Below are 15,029 nucleotides of genomic sequence, written 5' to 3'. Positions count from 1 at the left end.
CTCACTCGGAGCGAGATCCTCAGGATGCTCGGATCGGTTCGTGAACACCGGCCCGCAGGTGTACGACCTCGCGACCTGGGGCGCCGAGGTCGGCCGGAAGGACGCGAAAGGTTCGGTAGCCATGAGTGTGGGCCTTTCGTCCTCACCCAGCCTGGTGATCAGTTGGGACGCGCCGCCCTGCGCGAAGCCCTGCCATCAGGGGAAGGCCCCCGAACTGGTGGTGCTCAACCTGGCAGCTATGCCTGACTGATCTCCCATCCGGTCTCCTTAACTGGATCATCGGTCATATGTGTCCATGTCCGGAATCATGGAGGCATTTCTGGGAAGTCTCTCGGCTATGGGGATGGGCGAGGTGAGGATCAAAGCCGGTTCACCCCACGTGGCAACGACGCCTTGAGAAGGGCCCGCGCCTGGGCTTGATGCCAGTGAGACGACCAGCCGCAGCTCGTCGACGAGCCCGGCCTGCGGCAGGGAACGCGGCAAACGCCTCCCGCTGGGGAGTGTGAGCCGTCAATCCCTCAGCTGGGCGGTGAACATCGGCTCCAGGGCGGTCAACATGAGCGTTCTGGAGCGCTCCTTTCCGCCGGCGATCCTGCCCGCCATCGCCAGCGACACGCAGCCGTGCAGGAACGCCCAAATCGTGTCGACCGCACCGGGGGGATCGGCCAGCTCGGCGCCCCGCTCTTCCGCGATGCCCTGCAACGCGATCCGGAAGATACGGAAGGCGTTCTTGGCCTCCCGCGGGGTCTCGGCCGTGCCGAACGGCACCCCGTCCATGCCGTTCATCGCCTGGTAGAGCTCCGGGGCGGCGAACGCGAACGCCCAGTACGCCTCGGCCATCGCGACCAGCCGTCCCTCCGGGAGGCCCTCGGCCGCCAGGCGCAGCCGCTCGGCCAGCTCGGCGAAGCCGACCATCATCAGTTCGACGAGCAGCTCCTCCTTGCTGGAGAAGTGCTGGTAGAGGATCGGCGCGCTGTATTCGAGCCGGCCGGCGATGCGGCGGATCGTGACGGCATTCCAGCCCTCCTCGGAGGCGATGACCCGGGCCGCGTCCAACAGCCGAGTGCGCATCTCCTGCCGCTCCCGCTCGCGCCGCTTCTTGCTGGCGCTCTGTTCGGGCTGGGCCTTGCTCGTCACGATGCGACCTCCTATTGACGCCGACATCCTAACGCCGGTCTAATTGCTAACAATGTTAGATTTTTGAACATAGTTAGGGGATCAGCATGATCGTCGTATTCGGCGGGACGGGCAGAGTCGGCCGTCAGATCGTGGAACAACTCCGCCGGGAGGGAAAGGCGGTGCGCGTCGTCACCCGTGATCCCGCCTCGGCAAACGTGGCTCAGGGCGTTGAGGTGGTCGCGGGCGACATACACGACCAGCGCACGCTGGTCCGGGCCGCGGCCGGGGCCGAGGCGATCGTCTGCACCGTCCAAGGCGGCAACGGCAAAGGGAACAACGGCCCCAGGGGCATCGAAGGCGCGGGGATCCCGAGCCTCATCGGCGTCGCACGCGACACCGCGGTCGAAAACTTCGTGTACATCTCCTCCGCCAGCGCCCGCGCCGACAGCCCTGTCGAGTTCTTCCAGCTCAAGTTCGAGGTCGAGCGCCTCCTGCGCACCAGCGGCGTGCCGTACTCGATTGTCCGGCCCACCCACCTGATGGACACCTGGGTGGAGACGCTCGCCGAGTCGATCACCAAAAAGGGGAAGGCCACCGTATTCGGCTCAGGCGCCAGCCCCGTCTCGTGGGTGGCCGGCCGGGACGTCGCCAAGGTCGCCGCCGCGCTCGCCATGCGCCCCGGCGAAGGTTGGTCCGCCGACCTCGGCGGCCCCGAGGCGCTACCGCTCACGAAGGTCAACGAACTCATCGCGGCCTCGCTGGGCCTGCGGATCAAGGGCGAGAACAAGATGTCAGCCGGGATGCTCCGGATGATGAGCCCGCTGACCAGGCCGTTCAATGAGGTCCTCGCCCGGCGGATGCAGATGGGGGCACTGCTGGACGCCCAGCCGCAGATCGTCGACTCCAGCGCGGCCTGGGCCCGGTTCGGCGAGCCGCTGTCCCTGTCGGCGTGGCTGAAGATCCGACGCTGAGCCGGGCCCGCGACAAGGGCCGGCTGCCGCCGGACAGGGACCTGAACATCGTCCAGCAGGTCGGATAGCGCTCCTGCTGGTCCGCCGCGACCGGGCCGCCTTGCACGACGTCGTGGTGGTCACTCGCGTCGTACCGTCGCCATAGTTCTCCGCGCGTCACCTGCCGTGCACACCGCGTTATCGAGACGTCCAGGACCTTCCGGCGTTACCGTCAAAACGTCCCCGACGTCCTCAGTCCCCCGAGGTGCACCGTGGCCGACGCTGGTTGCAGGACGAAACTCGCATTCCACGCCTCCGACACCAGCGGTCCGTCGGAGAGGCACTAGGAGCTGAGACATCCGTGCTATGGCCAGATGCCCTTCGCAATACCGTCAAAACTGGGCCAGATCGCGAAGTCCTGACCGTCTATCCGTATCGCTCCGTGTGCCCCAAGTCGATCTGGTGCAATCTGATCAACTCTGCGGGCAGCGAGATCGTGTTCGCCGACTACACCAACTACTTCCTACTCAGGAAGGCATCCGGTCTCTGAGGGGCGTCCGGATGCACCAGAGACGGGCCCGGACGCGGGGCCGGACATGGGCTTCAGCGAGAGTGGCGCGCGGTTGCGGGCTCTGGGTGAGGCGCTGGCTGAGCGGCATCCCGCTCATGAGACGTACCTCTACCTGCCGTGCATGGGGGTGGTCGGCGAGCGGCGGGGGGCCGGGCTGGGCTCGGCGATGCTGCGGCACCGGCTGGCGCGGGCGGACGCCGACGGGCTCGGCACGTATCTGGAGGCGAGTTCGCCCCGGAGCCGGGCCCTCGATCTGCGGTACGGATTCGAGAACCTCGGCGAACCGCTTCGCGTGGCCGACAGCCCGCTCCTGTGGCCGATGTGGCGCCCGCCGAGCCGTTGACGGCCGACGTACGACAACGCCGCCGACTCGCGGCATCCAACAAGCACAAGGAAAGAACAGATGAACCACGAAGCAGCGACCAGCGTTGATCGGCGTCCGCCGACCCTGCCGGCGTCGACCAGGGCGGTGTCACCGTGAGCAGGGTCGGCAAAGCCATCCCCGACCTGCTCGATCGGGTGGTCTATGTCGCGGCGTACTGCTGCGTCGACCTGCCGAACATGGCCGCCTACCTCGAAACACCGGAGAACAGCGAGAGCCTGTTCCCCCAATTGACCGCGGCGATGGTCGCCGACCCAGCGGTTCTGGGAGTGAGCCGGCTCAACTGGCGTTCGGCCGACCCGGCGGTGTTCCAAGGCGTCAAAGCGGCCCTTGCCGGTGACTTCAGCGACGAGGGTGTGAACCGGCTGCTCAACATGCTCGAACCAGACGAGACCGCCGGCATCCCCATGGCCGAAGCCCGGGGCCAGGCGGAGACCTGGGGCCGGATTCCCCGTACCTACGTGCGCTTCACCCTCGATCGGCTGGTTCCGCCGGCGCTGCAGGACCGGTTCATCAACGAGGCCGACCGCCTCACTCCGGACAACCTGACTGACGTGCGAAGCGTCGCGGCACCCCATTTCGGCCCGTTCGACCGGCCTGAACTGGTGGACATCTTCGCCGAGCTCGCCAGCCGCTGACCTCACGCCGCGGTTCCTGGCCATGCGGCATGGAACGGGTTGGAACGTGATGGAACGCCATATCTCCAGGGGGCCGCCTCACAAACGGATGCGACGACATCGTTCGCCGCACACGCATGGGAGAACAAGCATGAGCATTCAGTACGGCGTCACCGCGGTCACGGCGCAAGCGTCCTTTCTCCAGGGCGGCATCGCCGCCAGGTACCTGCCTTCGGCCGACGTCACTCCGTTCGCGGTGCGCCGGGACCCCTACGTCCGCGCCTCGGGGACGCAGGGCATCGACTGTTCGATCAACCAGCACATCCCGACCTGCCGATTCCCGACGACCGACTGCACCAACCGCTGCCCCGACACGCCGACCGGCTCCTTCTGCCCGACTCGCGAGTTCGTGTGCTAGCCAATGGTTCTCGCTCTGCCGGAACTCACCACCTACCTGCTGGATCGGCGGCACGTACACCCGGAGGCGGTGGTCGACGGTGGTCTCACCATCGTCGACGCGTCCCGCCGCAATCACAACGTCCTGGTGAGTGCTGAGCCGGCGGTCGGGCTGTTCGTCAAGCAGGGTCGTTCCGACCCGGTCCAGTCGGCTGCCGGCTGGACCGGGAGCGGTTCGCTGGTGCACGAGGCGGCGGTCTACTCTCTGCTCGACTCACTACCGCGCCCTTCCAGCAGCGGGGGGATAACGGGAGCACTGCCGCGCTGCCGCGGCTTCGATGCCGACCGCGATCTGCTCATCCTGGAAGCGCTGCCGGACGCGTCGGATCTCACCTCCTACCACTCTCGTACGCGCCGTTTTCCGGCCACCGTCGGAACCCGGCTCGGAACCGCGCTCGCCGACCTGCACGAGCGCGCCTTTCCGGCGGCGCGACGGAATCCGGCGGACTTTCCCGGGCGGCTGCCCTGGGTGCTCGGGATCGACCGGCCGGGAACGGCGTTCTACCGCGAGATGAGCAACGCGGGCCTCGAGCTCGTCCGCATCCTGCAATCGTCCCCAGAGCTCCGGGCGGCGCTCGCGGCGTTGCGTACCGGTTGGCGTCAGGATGCCTTCGTCCACCACGACGTCAAATGGGACAACTGCCTGGTGATCGCGGCCGGGACGTCGGGGCGGCGTATCCGGGTGGCGCTGGTCGACTGGGAGTTCGCCGACCTGGGGGACGCGTGCTGGGACACCGGTTCGGTGTTCGGCGCGTACCTCGGCTGCTGGCTGGCCTCGATCCCGGTGACCGGCAGCGAGCTGCCCGACCGCTACCTGGAGCTGGCCGAGTACCCGCTGACGCGCATGCGGCCGGCGATGCGCGCGTTCTGGGCGGCGTACGCCGGCGCGCGCGGGTGGGACGCCGCGACGGCGGACGCGGCGCTGATCCGCAGCGCCCGCTACGCCGGGGCGCGGCTGCTGCAGTCGGCGTACGAACGGGCCCAGGGTGCCGCCCGCGTCTCCACGACCGTGGTGTGCCTGGCCCAGTTGGCGGAGAACGTGCTGGTCCGGCCCGAGGAAGCGGTCGAGCACCTGCTCGGCGTGGCCCTGCGAGGAGGAGCTGATGAGTGACAGCCGCGCGCTGGTGGCCGAGGCCGTCGCCGCGACGCGTATTCACCCGCCGACGCGCTACACCTGGTTCGGACGGATGTCGCCCCGGCTGACCGCGCGCGCCGCCCGGATGCTCAGCCCGCGTGCCACCCGGGACTACCTCGTGCACCGGCTGGCCGGTCAGCTGTACGGCGACTTCTACCGGCGGGGTCGGGCCGAGCCGCCGCGCTGGAGTGTCCAGGGGTCGTCCGCGAGCCGTAGCGGCTTCGCGGCCGCGCTGTCGGCGGCGAACTGCGGGCAGGGATATCTGGACGATGGCTGGCAGGTGCGCGGGATCGACGAACGCGGGGTGATGGTCGCCAAGAACGGGCTGGAGCTGACCGTCCACGCCACCGAGTTGGCGGGCGTACCGGTCGTCGGTGGACGGGCCGCGATGCGGCTGCCCAAGGAGCTCTTCGCGATCTCCCCGGGCTTCTACCTGGCCCGCGCCGATCGCCCGATGGACGCCGGGCCGAGCGGCCGGGTCGTGCGGTTGTACTGGAACCTCCGCGCGGACGGGGCCGTCCCGTTCGTCGGGGCTGCGACGCGGCTGTTCAACTCGGCGGGCGCGGCCTTCCAGCTCAAGGTCCTGAACGACCCCGGCGCCTTCAGTCGGTGCGACGCGGGTGTGATCTACCTGGCCCATGACGACTATCCGGAGCTGGCCGACCTGATGCTGGCGCTGCATGCCGAGATCAGCGGGTTCCTGTCGCCTCGGACGCCGGTGTTCACCGCCGAGCTGGCGCCCGGCTTGGGGTTCGCCGAAGATCCCGGGACGGGGGAGAGCTTCGGGGAGCACCGCTGCCGGCTGCTCGCGGAGGCGCTGGTGCAGTCGCACGAATCGGGGTGGACGGACGACGCGGCCAGACTGGCGGCCGTCGAAGAACGCTTCGCCCGCGCCGGGATCGACCTGGACGCCGCACACCTGAGCCCTGACCCGGCCGCCGGCCTGGCTCCCGCGCCATGACCCCCCAAGACCGCGCCACGGCCGCGCGAGCCATGACCGCGCCGCTTGGCGGGCCCGCGGTCGAGCAGTTGGCGGTCGCGGTGGCGATCGGTGAGCGGCTGGTGCAGGAGGCCGTCTGGTCTGGGGAGCGCTGCAACTGGGTCGGGGCCGAGCCGGTGGACCTGCGGGACCGAGTCGGTGCGCTGACCTATCGGGCACTGGGCCCCAATCTGTACGTGGGCAGCAGTGGCGTCGCGTTGTTCCTCGCCCAGCTGGCCGCGACCACCGGCCAGGACGAGTTCCGCCCGACGGCGCTGGCGGCGATGCGGCACGCGATCTCCCGGCGCGACGACGTCAGCCCTGCCGCCCGTCTGGGCTTCTACAGCGGCTGGGCCGGAATGGCGGCGGCCGCGCTGCGCACCGGCCGGCTGCTCGACTCCGCTGAGCTCGTCGACGCCGGGAACGGCCTGCTCCGCGACCTCGCCCAGCAGCTCAAACAGGGGTACGACCTCATGTCTGGGGTGGCGGAGGGTGGGGGACAGCAGCACGACCTCATGTCCGGGGTGGCGGACGGCGGGGAGCAGGAGTACGACCTCATGTCCGGGGTGGCCGGGGCTGTTCCGGCATTCGCCCTGGGATATCGGTGCACCAGCGACGAGCGGATGGCCGAGGCGGCGGTCGCGGCGGCCCTATGGCTGTGGAGGTCCGCCAGGAAGTCCCGTACCGGCTGGTCCTGGCGCTCGCCCGGTCTGCGCAACCAGCGCGATCTCACCGGCCTCTCGCACGGGGCGGCGGGCGTCGCCGTGGCCTTCCTTGAGGCGTTCCGGTTGACCGGTGAGGAGATGTTCGCGACGGGTGCCCGCAACGCGATGCGTTACGAGGACCGCTGGCTGGACCTTGGGGAGGGCAACTGGCCGGACTTCCGGGAGAACACGGCAGACCGCCGCGCCCGCACCTTCGTGACGATGTGGTGCCATGGCGCGCCGGGCATCGCGCTGTCCCGGCTGTACGCGTACGAGCTGCTCGGCGAGGTGCGGTGGCGGCAGGACGCGATGACGGCCCTAGCCACCACGGAGCGGGTGACGCGCCCGCTGACGAACGGCGGCGGGGCCGACTTCTCGCTCTGCCACGGGCTCCCCGGCAACGCGGAGCCCTTCGAGGAGGCCCGCGAGGTCCTCGGCACCGAGGACCTCGGTCCGGTCATCCCACGGGTCGGTGGCGACGTCGTCGGTACCTCGCGGGTCGGTGGCGACGTCGTTGGCATGGACATCCCGCGGCTTGTCGCCGATCACGGTCTGGACCGGTACGCGCGTACCGGCGTGAGCTGGCCGTGCGGGACCCATACCGCCGAGACCCCGAACCTGATGCTCGGTCTTGCCGGGATCGGCTACTTCTACCTGCGGCTGGCCGTGCCGCAGGTCCCGTCTGTGCTGTTGCCGGTGCGGTGGGATCGGTGAGTGATCACGGCCACAGCAGCAAGCGGGCGATGGTGACGGTGCCGATCGCCACGATCAGGGTCCGTAGGACCGCGGGGCTGAAGCGGCGGCCCATGCGGGCACCGAGCTGGCCGCCGATAGCGGACCCGAGCGCGATGAGTACGACGGCCGTCCAGTCGAAGTCCGCGACGAAGAGGAAGAAGAGCACGGCGACGGTGTTCACGACGGCGACCAGAACGGTCTTGATGGCATTGAGGCGTTGCAGGGTCTCGTCCAGGAGCATGCCCATCAGGGACACGTAGATGATGCCCTGGGCGGCGGCGAAGTAGCCGCCGTAGACGCTGGCCAGCGTGAGGCCGATGAACAGTAGCGGACCGCCGTCCCGGCGGCCGGGGTTGCCGTCCGGGTCGCGGCGGCTTCGTACGTACCTGCTGATCAAGGGCTGGAACGCGACCAGGACGAGAGCGAGGCCGACCAGAGCCGGCACGATCGTCTCGAACGCCGTGGCGGGCAGCGTCAGCAGGAGCGTGGCGCCCGCGAGCCCGCCCAGCATGGCTCCCACGCTGAGTTTGAGGATGCGACGGCTCTGACCGCTGAGTTCAGCCCGGTAGCCGATGGCTCCGCTGATGGATCCGGCGATCATGCCGAGCGCGTTGGAGACCGTGGCGGTGACCGGCGGCAGGCCCGTGGCCAGCAGAACGGGAAAGGTGATCAGTGTCCCGGAGCCGACCACGGTGTTGATGGTGCCGGCGGCGACCCCGGCCGCGAACACCGCGAGCATCTCTCCGGGCGTCACGCCGTGCGTCCCGGCGCCGCATCGCCGCCAGAGCCAGACAAGGTTTCCATGCGGGCGACCTTATGCTGCGCACGCTTCGCCGCACACCGAAGCATGCGGGCGCCACTGCCCCTGTCCGCGCTCACCGAAGCAGGTCGGCGCCTACTTCCCAGGACAGAAGACCGCCTTGGCCGTCTGGTCGATGGCGGCTGGGGAGAAGTCCATGTTGCTCATGCTCAACGTGGCGGACACGGCGAACTGCAGGCGGCCGTCGAGAGAGGTGAAGGTCGCGGCCACGAAGCCGGGTCCGCTGCCCGCGATCGCCTGCACCGGGGGTTCGCCGCCGCACAGGCGGCTGCCGGGGGCAGGCTGGGGTGGTGCGTCCTCTGGCGGGTCGGTGATCACCTTTTGCAGCGACGCCGGCAGCAGCTTGCCTTGGACGAACGCGCGCCGGAAGGCGCTGGCGTCACGGGCGGTAGAGATCACCCCGCCGGCCGCGTACCCGAAACTTGCGTTTTGCCGGTCCACATCGCGCGGCTTGCCTTGGGCGTCGGGGTAGTAGCCATGCCCGTGTGGGCCCTTGATGCCCATGGGCGGCTTGGTGGGCAGATAGGTGTGGCTCATCCCGAGGGGGGCGAAGACGCGCCGGGTGAGTTCGGCGGGCACGGTATGGCCGGTCACCTTCTCGATGATCATGCCGAGGAGCACGTAGTTGGTATTCGAGTAGGTGAACTTCTCCCCCGGCGCCCCTGTCCGGGGCAGGCCGCGGGTGGCCTTCACCAGCTCGATCGGAGGGTGGTAGGTCGTGAAGTCGAAGTTGTCGAACAGCCCGGTTGTGAAGAAGTCGGGGATGCCGGAGGTGTGCCGGAGCAGCTGGCGTACGGTGATCTCATCGGCCCGCTCCACCAGGTCCTGCTGAGCCACTTGCGGCAGGACAGCGCTGAGCTTGTCATCCAGGCCGAGCTTGCCCTCCTTGACCAGTTGCAGCAGCACTACGGCCGTCATCTGCTTGGTCTGGGACCCGACGCGGTAGCGGGAGCCGACGGGGATCTTGCCGCCCTTGCCGTCGAGGAGGCGGGAGCCGGCCGAGCCCTGGCCGACGCGCTTGCCGTCGACGTACACCTCGCCGATGGCGCCGACCACTCCGGTGGTTTTCGCGAGGGCGTTCAACGCCTCCTGTACGTTCCCGGTCTGCGGTCGGTCGGCGGCGGTGGCGGGTGTGGCGATGCTCAGTGCCAGCATCACGCAGGCCAGACCGGCAGTACGAGCTGCGGTCGTACTATTCACAACAATGGTCCTCTCCTCGCGGGAGCGCGCGGGGAGCATTTGGCAGGGCCAAGACGCTCCCAGCGTGCTGATGTTCGAGGACTTTTTAGGCCAGCGGCTGTTTCCTCACCGTTTCCGCAGACAGTGTGGTGGCGGGCCAGGCGGCGCGCAGCCGTTCGGCCTCGTGTTCGGCTTGCGAGACTCCGGCGTGGAAGGCTGGTTGCCAGGACGCCACGTCTGACAGGTCGGAGCCGAATGCCTTCAGTGAGGAGGCATCGGGGCTGACCGCCATGGTGGTATCCGCGCCGAGCCCGTCGTGCGGCTCGCGGGGGAACAGGTGCGCCAGCGGCTCGACGAGCAGGACCACGCGGGCGCCGGTGGCCAGGGCGGCGTTCGTGCCGCCGGCCAGGGCGCCGTCGATGTACCGGTGGCCGTTGATCGTGATGGGCGGGTAGGCGCCCGGCATGGCGGAGCTGGCCGCCACCGCGGCTACCAGCGGCGCGCCGCTGTCGCGGTCCCAGACTTCCGGCTCGCCGGTCTCGGCATTGACCGCGGTGATGAGCAGCCGCCGGTCGGGCCACTGGCGCGCGGTGATCAGGGACTCCATCAGGGCGATGCGTTCCGCCTCAAGCATGGTGGGAGCTTCGAGAGCGATGCGGCCGACCCGGCGCAGGGCCTCCTGCGGTTCCAGAGTGGGGTCGCCGAGCACGGTGAAGACCTCGGCCATCCGCGCCGGGTCCGTTCGCGGGTGCGTCTGCGAACCTGCCCGCGCGTCCGTCTGCGCGTCTGCCCGCGCGTCTGTCTGCGGGCCTGTCTGCGAGGCGGTCGAGCGCCCGTCCCGCTCCTGTCGGAGGTCGGGATCGGGGTCGGGATCGGGGTCGGGGTCGGGATCGGGACCCGCACGGGTGGCGAGCCGGTCGAGGTCCTGACCGGTCGCCAGCATGGCGCCGACGATCGCCCCGGCTGAAGTGCCGACGATCAGGTCGGCGTCCGCGAGGTCCACTCCACGGTGCCTCAGCCCGGCGGCCAGACCGGCCATCCAGGCCGTCCCGGGAACGCCTCCGGGCCCGAGGACCAGTGCCCGCGAAGTTCCGCTCATGACTTCCCCCTATGGATCGGTACGGGAACAGCCTCGGACCTCAACCAAGGTTGAAGTCAAGTCGGCTCGCCGCTCCTCGCGGTGCCGGTGGTGTGAGAGATTAGAAGGATTCGTGGAGGTCTCACCGATGCATGGGGAGTGCCGTAGGTGAAGTCACGCGCGGCCGGTGGGGCCACCAGGCGCCAGGCCATGGCCGAGCATGTCCTGCGGCATGGCTCGGCCTCGATGACGGAGCTCGCCGAGACGTTCGGCGTGAGCGTGATGACCGTCCACCGTGACCTGGACCAGCTGGAGAGCCAGGGCATGGTGCGCAAATACCGTGGTGGCGCGAGCGCCCAGGCCTCCAGCATCTTCGAGAGCAACATCGCCTACCGCAAGACCGCCCAGACGGCGGAGAAGGAGGCGATCGCCCGGCATGTGGTGGGGTTGATCGAGCCGGGGAGCTCGGTCATCATCGATGACTCCACGACCGCGCTGGCCGTCGCGCGTCATCTCGACGAGGTGGCTCCCCTGACCGTCGTGACCAACTTCCTTGAGGCGATCAGGCTCCTCGCCCCCATGCCGGGCATCCGGCTCATGGCGCTCGGCGGTGAGTACTATCCGACGCACGACTCCTTCCTGGGCGTGGCCTGCGTCGACGCCGTCGAGGCGATGAACACCGACACGGTGGTCGTCTCCACCTCGGCCATCTCCGATCGGCACGCCTTCCACCAGGAGCAGGAGATCGTGCTGGTGAAGCGGGCCATGCTGGCCGCGGGCACACGGTGCGTCCTGGCGGTCGACCACACGAAGCTCGACCGCGTGGCCTTGCACCGGGTCGCTCCGCTTGACGCCTTCGACGTCATCGTGGTCGATTCGCACGCGCCGCCCGAGGCCGTGCAACGGCTCCGCGACCGCCACCACCGCGTCGACGTCGCCCAGGTCGAGTAACCAGGTCGAGTAACCAGGTCGAGTAACCAGGTCGAGTAATTAGGGGAGGGCGGTGCGGGGGACGGCGAAGATGGTTCGGCCGCAGCTCAGTGGGGTGGCCGTCTCAGTGGCGCACTGGTTCTTCGTCCATTCGGTCATCGACCAGACCAGGCCGGTGGCGTAGTCGTAGGTGAGGGACTCCGGATGCATCCCCCAGCACTCGTAAGCCGAGCTGTAGGGGTTGGCGCAGGTGTGGGATCTGCCGGTGGAGGTGTTCAGGGCCCATAGCTCGCCCGCCTCGTCCGGCCAGCTGTGCGCGACGTACCAGGTGCCGTTCCAGGACAGCACCCCCTGCATGTTGCCGACCTGGGTGCGGTACGCCTGGGCCGCCGGGGTGTAGCCGCTGGCGTTGGCGCTGAGCAGGAAGTTCGCGCCGCCGAGGTTGTAGCGGTAGACCCTGCCGTGCAAGGTGGGGTCGCTGAAGTACTCCACGGCGGTCAGGGAGTCCGGGGAGGTGCTGCGGTCCAGGGAGATGGAGGCGAAGCACGGCACGCCCGTGTCGCTGCTCATGGTGCACGTGCCGCTGGCGTAGCTGTAGAAGCCGACCTCCGGCATGACGTACTGGTAGCCGTACGCGGCGTACCCACTGCTCGTCTTGCCGATCGCCGAGCTCGCGTCGTTCACCCGCAGGATCTCCGACATGCTGAACACCCTGATGCCGGTGGAGTTGGCGCCCGTCGCGCTGACGTACAGCTTGTCGCCGTACCAGGCCATGCCGCCCATGTGCGTCTTGGCGGGGCCGAAGGTGTTGTTGGCGTAGCTGGTGACGTTCGGGTTGGCGGTGCCGTCCGTCGGCGCGACCAGGTAGACCCAGCGGTACTCCGGCGCCGACGGGTTGGTGTAGTCGATGAAGGCGACTCTGGCGTCGTTGTTGCGGAGGTTCGCGCCGCATTCGCCGGCGTTGCAGTAGTTCCAGCCACTGAGGATGGCCTTGTACGCCCCCCAGGTGCCGTCGTCGTCGGCATCGCCGGAGGTGGTGAGGCTCTGCGGGATCCACGTCTCGGTGCTCGCGTCACCGCTGTCCCAGCACCAGCTGACCGTGGCGGCCGGCTTGATCGGCAGTCCTGCGGCCTCGGTGCTGTCGCAGGTGCGCATGGGGTGGTTGGCGCTGGTCATGACCTCGGCGAAGTCGGCCTCGGTGAGGCCCGGCTGCGCCTTGAGCGTGCTCAGGCTGGTCGTCGGGTGCCAGATGACACCGGCTCCGGAGACGGCGACGAGCGGGGTTCCGTAGGCGGAGTCGTCGACGGGGTCGGCGTGCGCCGGGGTGGCGACGGCCAGGGGGAGGATGAGTAGCAGAAGGATGGCCACGAGTCTGGACAAGGGGGTGTCCTCTCTTACCGGCACATGTCCCCACATGTCGAGAGGGGGACAGCAGAAATCATGGAATCCGGAGCAGGGTCGCAGATAGCACTAAACACGTCTGAATCGGACGAAATTGCTGTCATCCGGATGACTAGGGTGGCGCTGTGATGGCCACGCCCCTGAAGTTGTCCCGAGGTCTGCTCTTCATCGCCGACGGCTCTCCCGCCTACGCGCGGCGCTACACCCACGAGGGCGAGGAGCCCGTGCACGCGCACAGCTTCGTGGAGATCGCCGTCGTGGTCGCCGGCACGGCCGTGCACCTTTCCTCGTCGGGACGGCAGGACCTGCGGGCCGGGGACGTCGTCCTGCTGCGTCCGGGCGTCTGGCACGGGTACGAGAACTGCGCGCGGCTCGTCCTGTACAACTGCTGCATCGGCACCGACCTGCTCCGCAACGAGCTGTCCTGGACGCGCGAGGACCCCCGGCTGGGCTACCTGCTCTGGACCGGTCCGCACTCGTTACAGCGCCGCGGCCTGCTGACCACCCATTTGACGGAGCTTGATCTGCGTACGTGCCTCGGCTACCTGGAGGCGCTCGACGGGCTGCGCGACCGCAGCATCCAGCGGCACCGGGCCGACGTCATAGGCTGGCTCTCGCTCTTCCTCGGGCACCTGTCCCGCACGGTCGACACCGGCCAGGACGAGGCGGCGGCCGACGGCGCGGCGACGCATCCGACGGTGATGCGGGTGGTGGGCATGGTGGAGAAGGACCTCGCCCACGACTGGACGCTGAACGAGCTGGCCGGGGCCGTCGCGCTCAGCCCCGCGTACCTGGTGCGGCTGTTCAAATCGGCCACCGGACTGCCGCCGATGGCCTACCTGGGCCGGCTGCGTGTCGAGACCGCGGCCGACATGCTGCTACGTACGGAGGAGCCGGTGACGTCGATCGCCCGGGCGGTGGGCTGGCCGGACCAGAGCCACTTCGCACGCCGCTTCAAGGCGTACTTCGGACTCAGCGCGACCACCTACCGCAACCGGTTCCGCACCTAGCGCCCCGCGGCTATGAGGTGTTCGGCCTGGTCGGCGGCGAAAGCCTGGATGGCGGCCCGTTCGGCCGCGTCACATGGCAGCAGCGGCGGGGCCACGTGCTCGGTGCACAGCCCGCGCTGGCGCAGCAGCTCCTTCACCGACGGTACGCCCGGCCGGATGGCGTGCAGCGCGGCGAGCCCGTCGGCGACCATCTGCAGCCGGTCGAGCGCGGCGTCGTTCCCGGCCTCGTACGCGGTGACGAGCCCGGTCATCGGCCCCGGTGCGAAGTTGGCCAGACCCGGTGCGATCCCGTCCGCTCCGGCACGCAGCCCGGTGGCGAGCCGGCCCTCCGCCCCTTGTGTGACGCCCACTCCGCCTACTTCGCGGGCGATGGCGACGATGCTCGCGAACAGCTCCGCGTCCCCGGAGCTGTCCTTGATCCCGACGACGTGGCCGAGCCGCAGGACCCGCGCCACCAGTGCGGGTGTGAGCGGGTTGGCGTAGCGGGGCGCGTTGTAGGCGACGACGGGCACGCCGTACTCGGCCAGGGCGGCGAAATGCGCGACGATCTCGTCGTCGCGGTGCCTGAAGTAGCCCGGCGGGCTGAGCAGGAAGGCGTCCGGCTCGGCGGCCAGCGCCGCTTCGGCTTTGGCGCGCGCGTCGAGCGTGCCCTGCGCCGAGACGTTGACCAGCACGGGGCCGTCGGCGACGAGGGCACGCCAGGCGCGGGCGGCGGCCGTGGCGTACGCGCCGATGGACGAGGCGGGCAGCAGCGAACCTTCGCCGTTGCTGCCGAGCAGCAGCAGCCCGCGTACGCCCGCGGCGGCCAGGCGGGGGAGCAGCTCGGGAGCAGCCCTGAGGTCCGGCCGGCCCGGAGCCGCCATCGGCGTGACGACGGGCGCGGTCACGCCGCGCAGCAGGGTTCGGCCGTCGCTCATGATCATCATCCCTGCGAATCGCCTTTCTCCAAGCGGACAGAGGTCG

16 protein-coding genes are annotated in these 15,029 nt (G+C 69.4%); 10 read left to right on the top strand and 6 right to left on the bottom strand.

Going from position 1 to position 15,029, the window contains the following annotated elements; translation table 11 throughout:
- Positions 1-40: 40 nt before the first annotated feature.
- Entirely contained in the window at positions 41-250 is a 210-nt protein-coding gene (locus AB0B61_RS31415) for a hypothetical protein (RefSeq protein WP_358439411.1), read from the top strand.
- A gap of 260 nt (positions 251-510) precedes the next feature.
- Here the strand turns inward: AB0B61_RS31415 and AB0B61_RS31410 are convergent, their stop codons facing one another.
- The gene (locus AB0B61_RS31410) at positions 511-1,137 is read right to left on the bottom strand and encodes a TetR/AcrR family transcriptional regulator (RefSeq protein WP_358439408.1); all 627 of its coding nucleotides are present in this window, start codon (positions 1,135-1,137) and stop codon (positions 511-513) included.
- A gap of 86 nt (positions 1,138-1,223) precedes the next feature.
- Here AB0B61_RS31410 and AB0B61_RS31405 point away from each other — a divergent pair, with 86 nt between their 5' ends.
- The 7 genes from AB0B61_RS31405 (at position 1,224) to AB0B61_RS31375 (ending at position 7,627) form a co-directional block, all read left to right on the top strand.
- Positions 1,224-2,090: an NAD(P)H-binding protein gene (locus AB0B61_RS31405; protein WP_358439405.1), complete on the top strand. Its 867-nt coding sequence runs from the start codon at positions 1,224-1,226 to the stop codon at positions 2,088-2,090.
- 575 nt (positions 2,091-2,665) lie between these two features.
- Positions 2,666-2,983: a GNAT family N-acetyltransferase gene (locus AB0B61_RS31400; protein WP_358439402.1), complete on the top strand. Its 318-nt coding sequence runs from the start codon at positions 2,666-2,668 to the stop codon at positions 2,981-2,983.
- Between the two features lie 134 nt (positions 2,984-3,117).
- Entirely contained in the window at positions 3,118-3,660 is a 543-nt protein-coding gene (locus tag AB0B61_RS31395) for a hypothetical protein (protein ID WP_358439399.1), read from the top strand.
- 130 nt (positions 3,661-3,790) lie between these two features.
- Entirely contained in the window at positions 3,791-4,057 is a 267-nt protein-coding gene (locus AB0B61_RS31390) for a hypothetical protein (protein ID WP_358439396.1), read from the top strand.
- Positions 4,058-4,060: 3 nt separating this feature from the next.
- A complete protein-coding gene (locus AB0B61_RS31385; RefSeq protein WP_358439393.1) occupies positions 4,061-5,206 on the top strand; it encodes a phosphotransferase in 1,146 nt (381 codons plus the stop codon).
- Complete coding sequence (locus AB0B61_RS31380; protein ID WP_358439390.1) at positions 5,199-6,191, top strand: T3SS effector HopA1 family protein; 993 nt, start codon at positions 5,199-5,201, stop codon at positions 6,189-6,191. The genes AB0B61_RS31385 and AB0B61_RS31380 overlap by 8 nt, the downstream gene beginning before the upstream one ends.
- On the top strand, positions 6,188-7,627 hold the full coding sequence (locus AB0B61_RS31375; RefSeq protein ID WP_358439387.1) for a lanthionine synthetase LanC family protein: 1,440 nt from the start codon (positions 6,188-6,190) through the stop codon (positions 7,625-7,627). Before AB0B61_RS31380 ends, AB0B61_RS31375 begins: the two co-directional genes overlap by 4 nt.
- 4 nt (positions 7,628-7,631) lie before the next feature.
- On the opposite strand, the gene AB0B61_RS31370 is transcribed toward AB0B61_RS31375, so the two are convergent.
- The 3 genes from AB0B61_RS31370 to AB0B61_RS31360 form a co-directional block, all read right to left on the bottom strand.
- Positions 7,632-8,402 carry a sulfite exporter TauE/SafE family protein gene (locus tag AB0B61_RS31370; protein ID WP_358439384.1) on the bottom strand — a complete coding sequence of 257 codons (771 nt, stop codon included), beginning with the start codon at positions 8,400-8,402 and terminating at the stop codon, positions 7,632-7,634.
- A 141-nt stretch (positions 8,403-8,543) separates the two neighbouring features.
- The gene (locus AB0B61_RS31365; RefSeq protein WP_358439381.1) at positions 8,544-9,668 is read right to left on the bottom strand and encodes a serine hydrolase domain-containing protein; all 1,125 of its coding nucleotides are present in this window, start codon (positions 9,666-9,668) and stop codon (positions 8,544-8,546) included.
- A gap of 85 nt (positions 9,669-9,753) precedes the next feature.
- On the bottom strand, positions 9,754-10,746 hold the full coding sequence (locus AB0B61_RS31360) for a patatin-like phospholipase family protein (RefSeq protein ID WP_358439379.1): 993 nt from the start codon (positions 10,744-10,746) through the stop codon (positions 9,754-9,756).
- A gap of 147 nt (positions 10,747-10,893) precedes the next feature.
- On the opposite strand from AB0B61_RS31360, the gene AB0B61_RS31355 reads away from it, so the two are divergent.
- On the top strand, positions 10,894-11,676 hold the full coding sequence (locus tag AB0B61_RS31355; RefSeq protein WP_358439376.1) for a DeoR/GlpR family DNA-binding transcription regulator: 783 nt from the start codon (positions 10,894-10,896) through the stop codon (positions 11,674-11,676).
- A 39-nt stretch (positions 11,677-11,715) separates the two neighbouring features.
- Here the strand turns inward: AB0B61_RS31355 and AB0B61_RS31350 are convergent, their stop codons facing one another.
- Complete coding sequence (locus tag AB0B61_RS31350) at positions 11,716-13,035, bottom strand: hypothetical protein (protein WP_358439373.1); 1,320 nt, start codon at positions 13,033-13,035, stop codon at positions 11,716-11,718.
- 149 nt (positions 13,036-13,184) lie between these two features.
- Between AB0B61_RS31350 and AB0B61_RS31345 the strand changes: the two genes are divergently transcribed.
- A complete protein-coding gene (locus AB0B61_RS31345) occupies positions 13,185-14,066 on the top strand; it encodes an AraC family transcriptional regulator (RefSeq protein ID WP_358439370.1) in 882 nt (293 codons plus the stop codon).
- On the opposite strand, the gene AB0B61_RS31340 is transcribed toward AB0B61_RS31345, so the two are convergent.
- A complete protein-coding gene (locus tag AB0B61_RS31340; protein ID WP_358439367.1) occupies positions 14,063-14,983 on the bottom strand; it encodes a dihydrodipicolinate synthase family protein in 921 nt (306 codons plus the stop codon). The genes AB0B61_RS31345 and AB0B61_RS31340 overlap by 4 nt on opposite strands.
- Between the last annotated feature and the right edge of the window lie 46 nt (positions 14,984-15,029).

It is taken from the genome of Nonomuraea sp. NPDC049158 (assembly GCF_040648335.1).
Lineage (GTDB): Bacteria > Actinomycetota > Actinomycetes > Streptosporangiales > Streptosporangiaceae > Nonomuraea.
Note: the sequence above shows the minus strand (reverse complement) of the source record. Positions and strands in the feature narration are given on the sequence as shown.

Coding starts and splice junctions, on each gene's coding strand:
- AB0B61_RS31405 (WP_358439405.1), top strand. CDS start 1,224: ATGATCGTCGTATTCGGCGGGACGGGCAGAGTCGGCCGTCAGATCGTG.
- AB0B61_RS31400 (WP_358439402.1), top strand. CDS start 2,666: ATGGGCTTCAGCGAGAGTGGCGCGCGGTTGCGGGCTCTGGGTGAGGCG.
- AB0B61_RS31390 (WP_358439396.1), top strand. CDS start 3,791: ATGAGCATTCAGTACGGCGTCACCGCGGTCACGGCGCAAGCGTCCTTT.
- AB0B61_RS31385 (WP_358439393.1), top strand. CDS start 4,061: ATGGTTCTCGCTCTGCCGGAACTCACCACCTACCTGCTGGATCGGCGG.
- AB0B61_RS31380 (WP_358439390.1), top strand. CDS start 5,199: ATGAGTGACAGCCGCGCGCTGGTGGCCGAGGCCGTCGCCGCGACGCGT.
- AB0B61_RS31375 (WP_358439387.1), top strand. CDS start 6,188: ATGACCCCCCAAGACCGCGCCACGGCCGCGCGAGCCATGACCGCGCCG.
- AB0B61_RS31360 (WP_358439379.1), bottom strand. CDS start 10,746: ATGAGCGGAACTTCGCGGGCACTGGTCCTCGGGCCCGGAGGCGTTCCC.
- AB0B61_RS31345 (WP_358439370.1), top strand. CDS start 13,185: ATGGCCACGCCCCTGAAGTTGTCCCGAGGTCTGCTCTTCATCGCCGAC.
- AB0B61_RS31340 (WP_358439367.1), bottom strand. CDS start 14,983: ATGAGCGACGGCCGAACCCTGCTGCGCGGCGTGACCGCGCCCGTCGTC.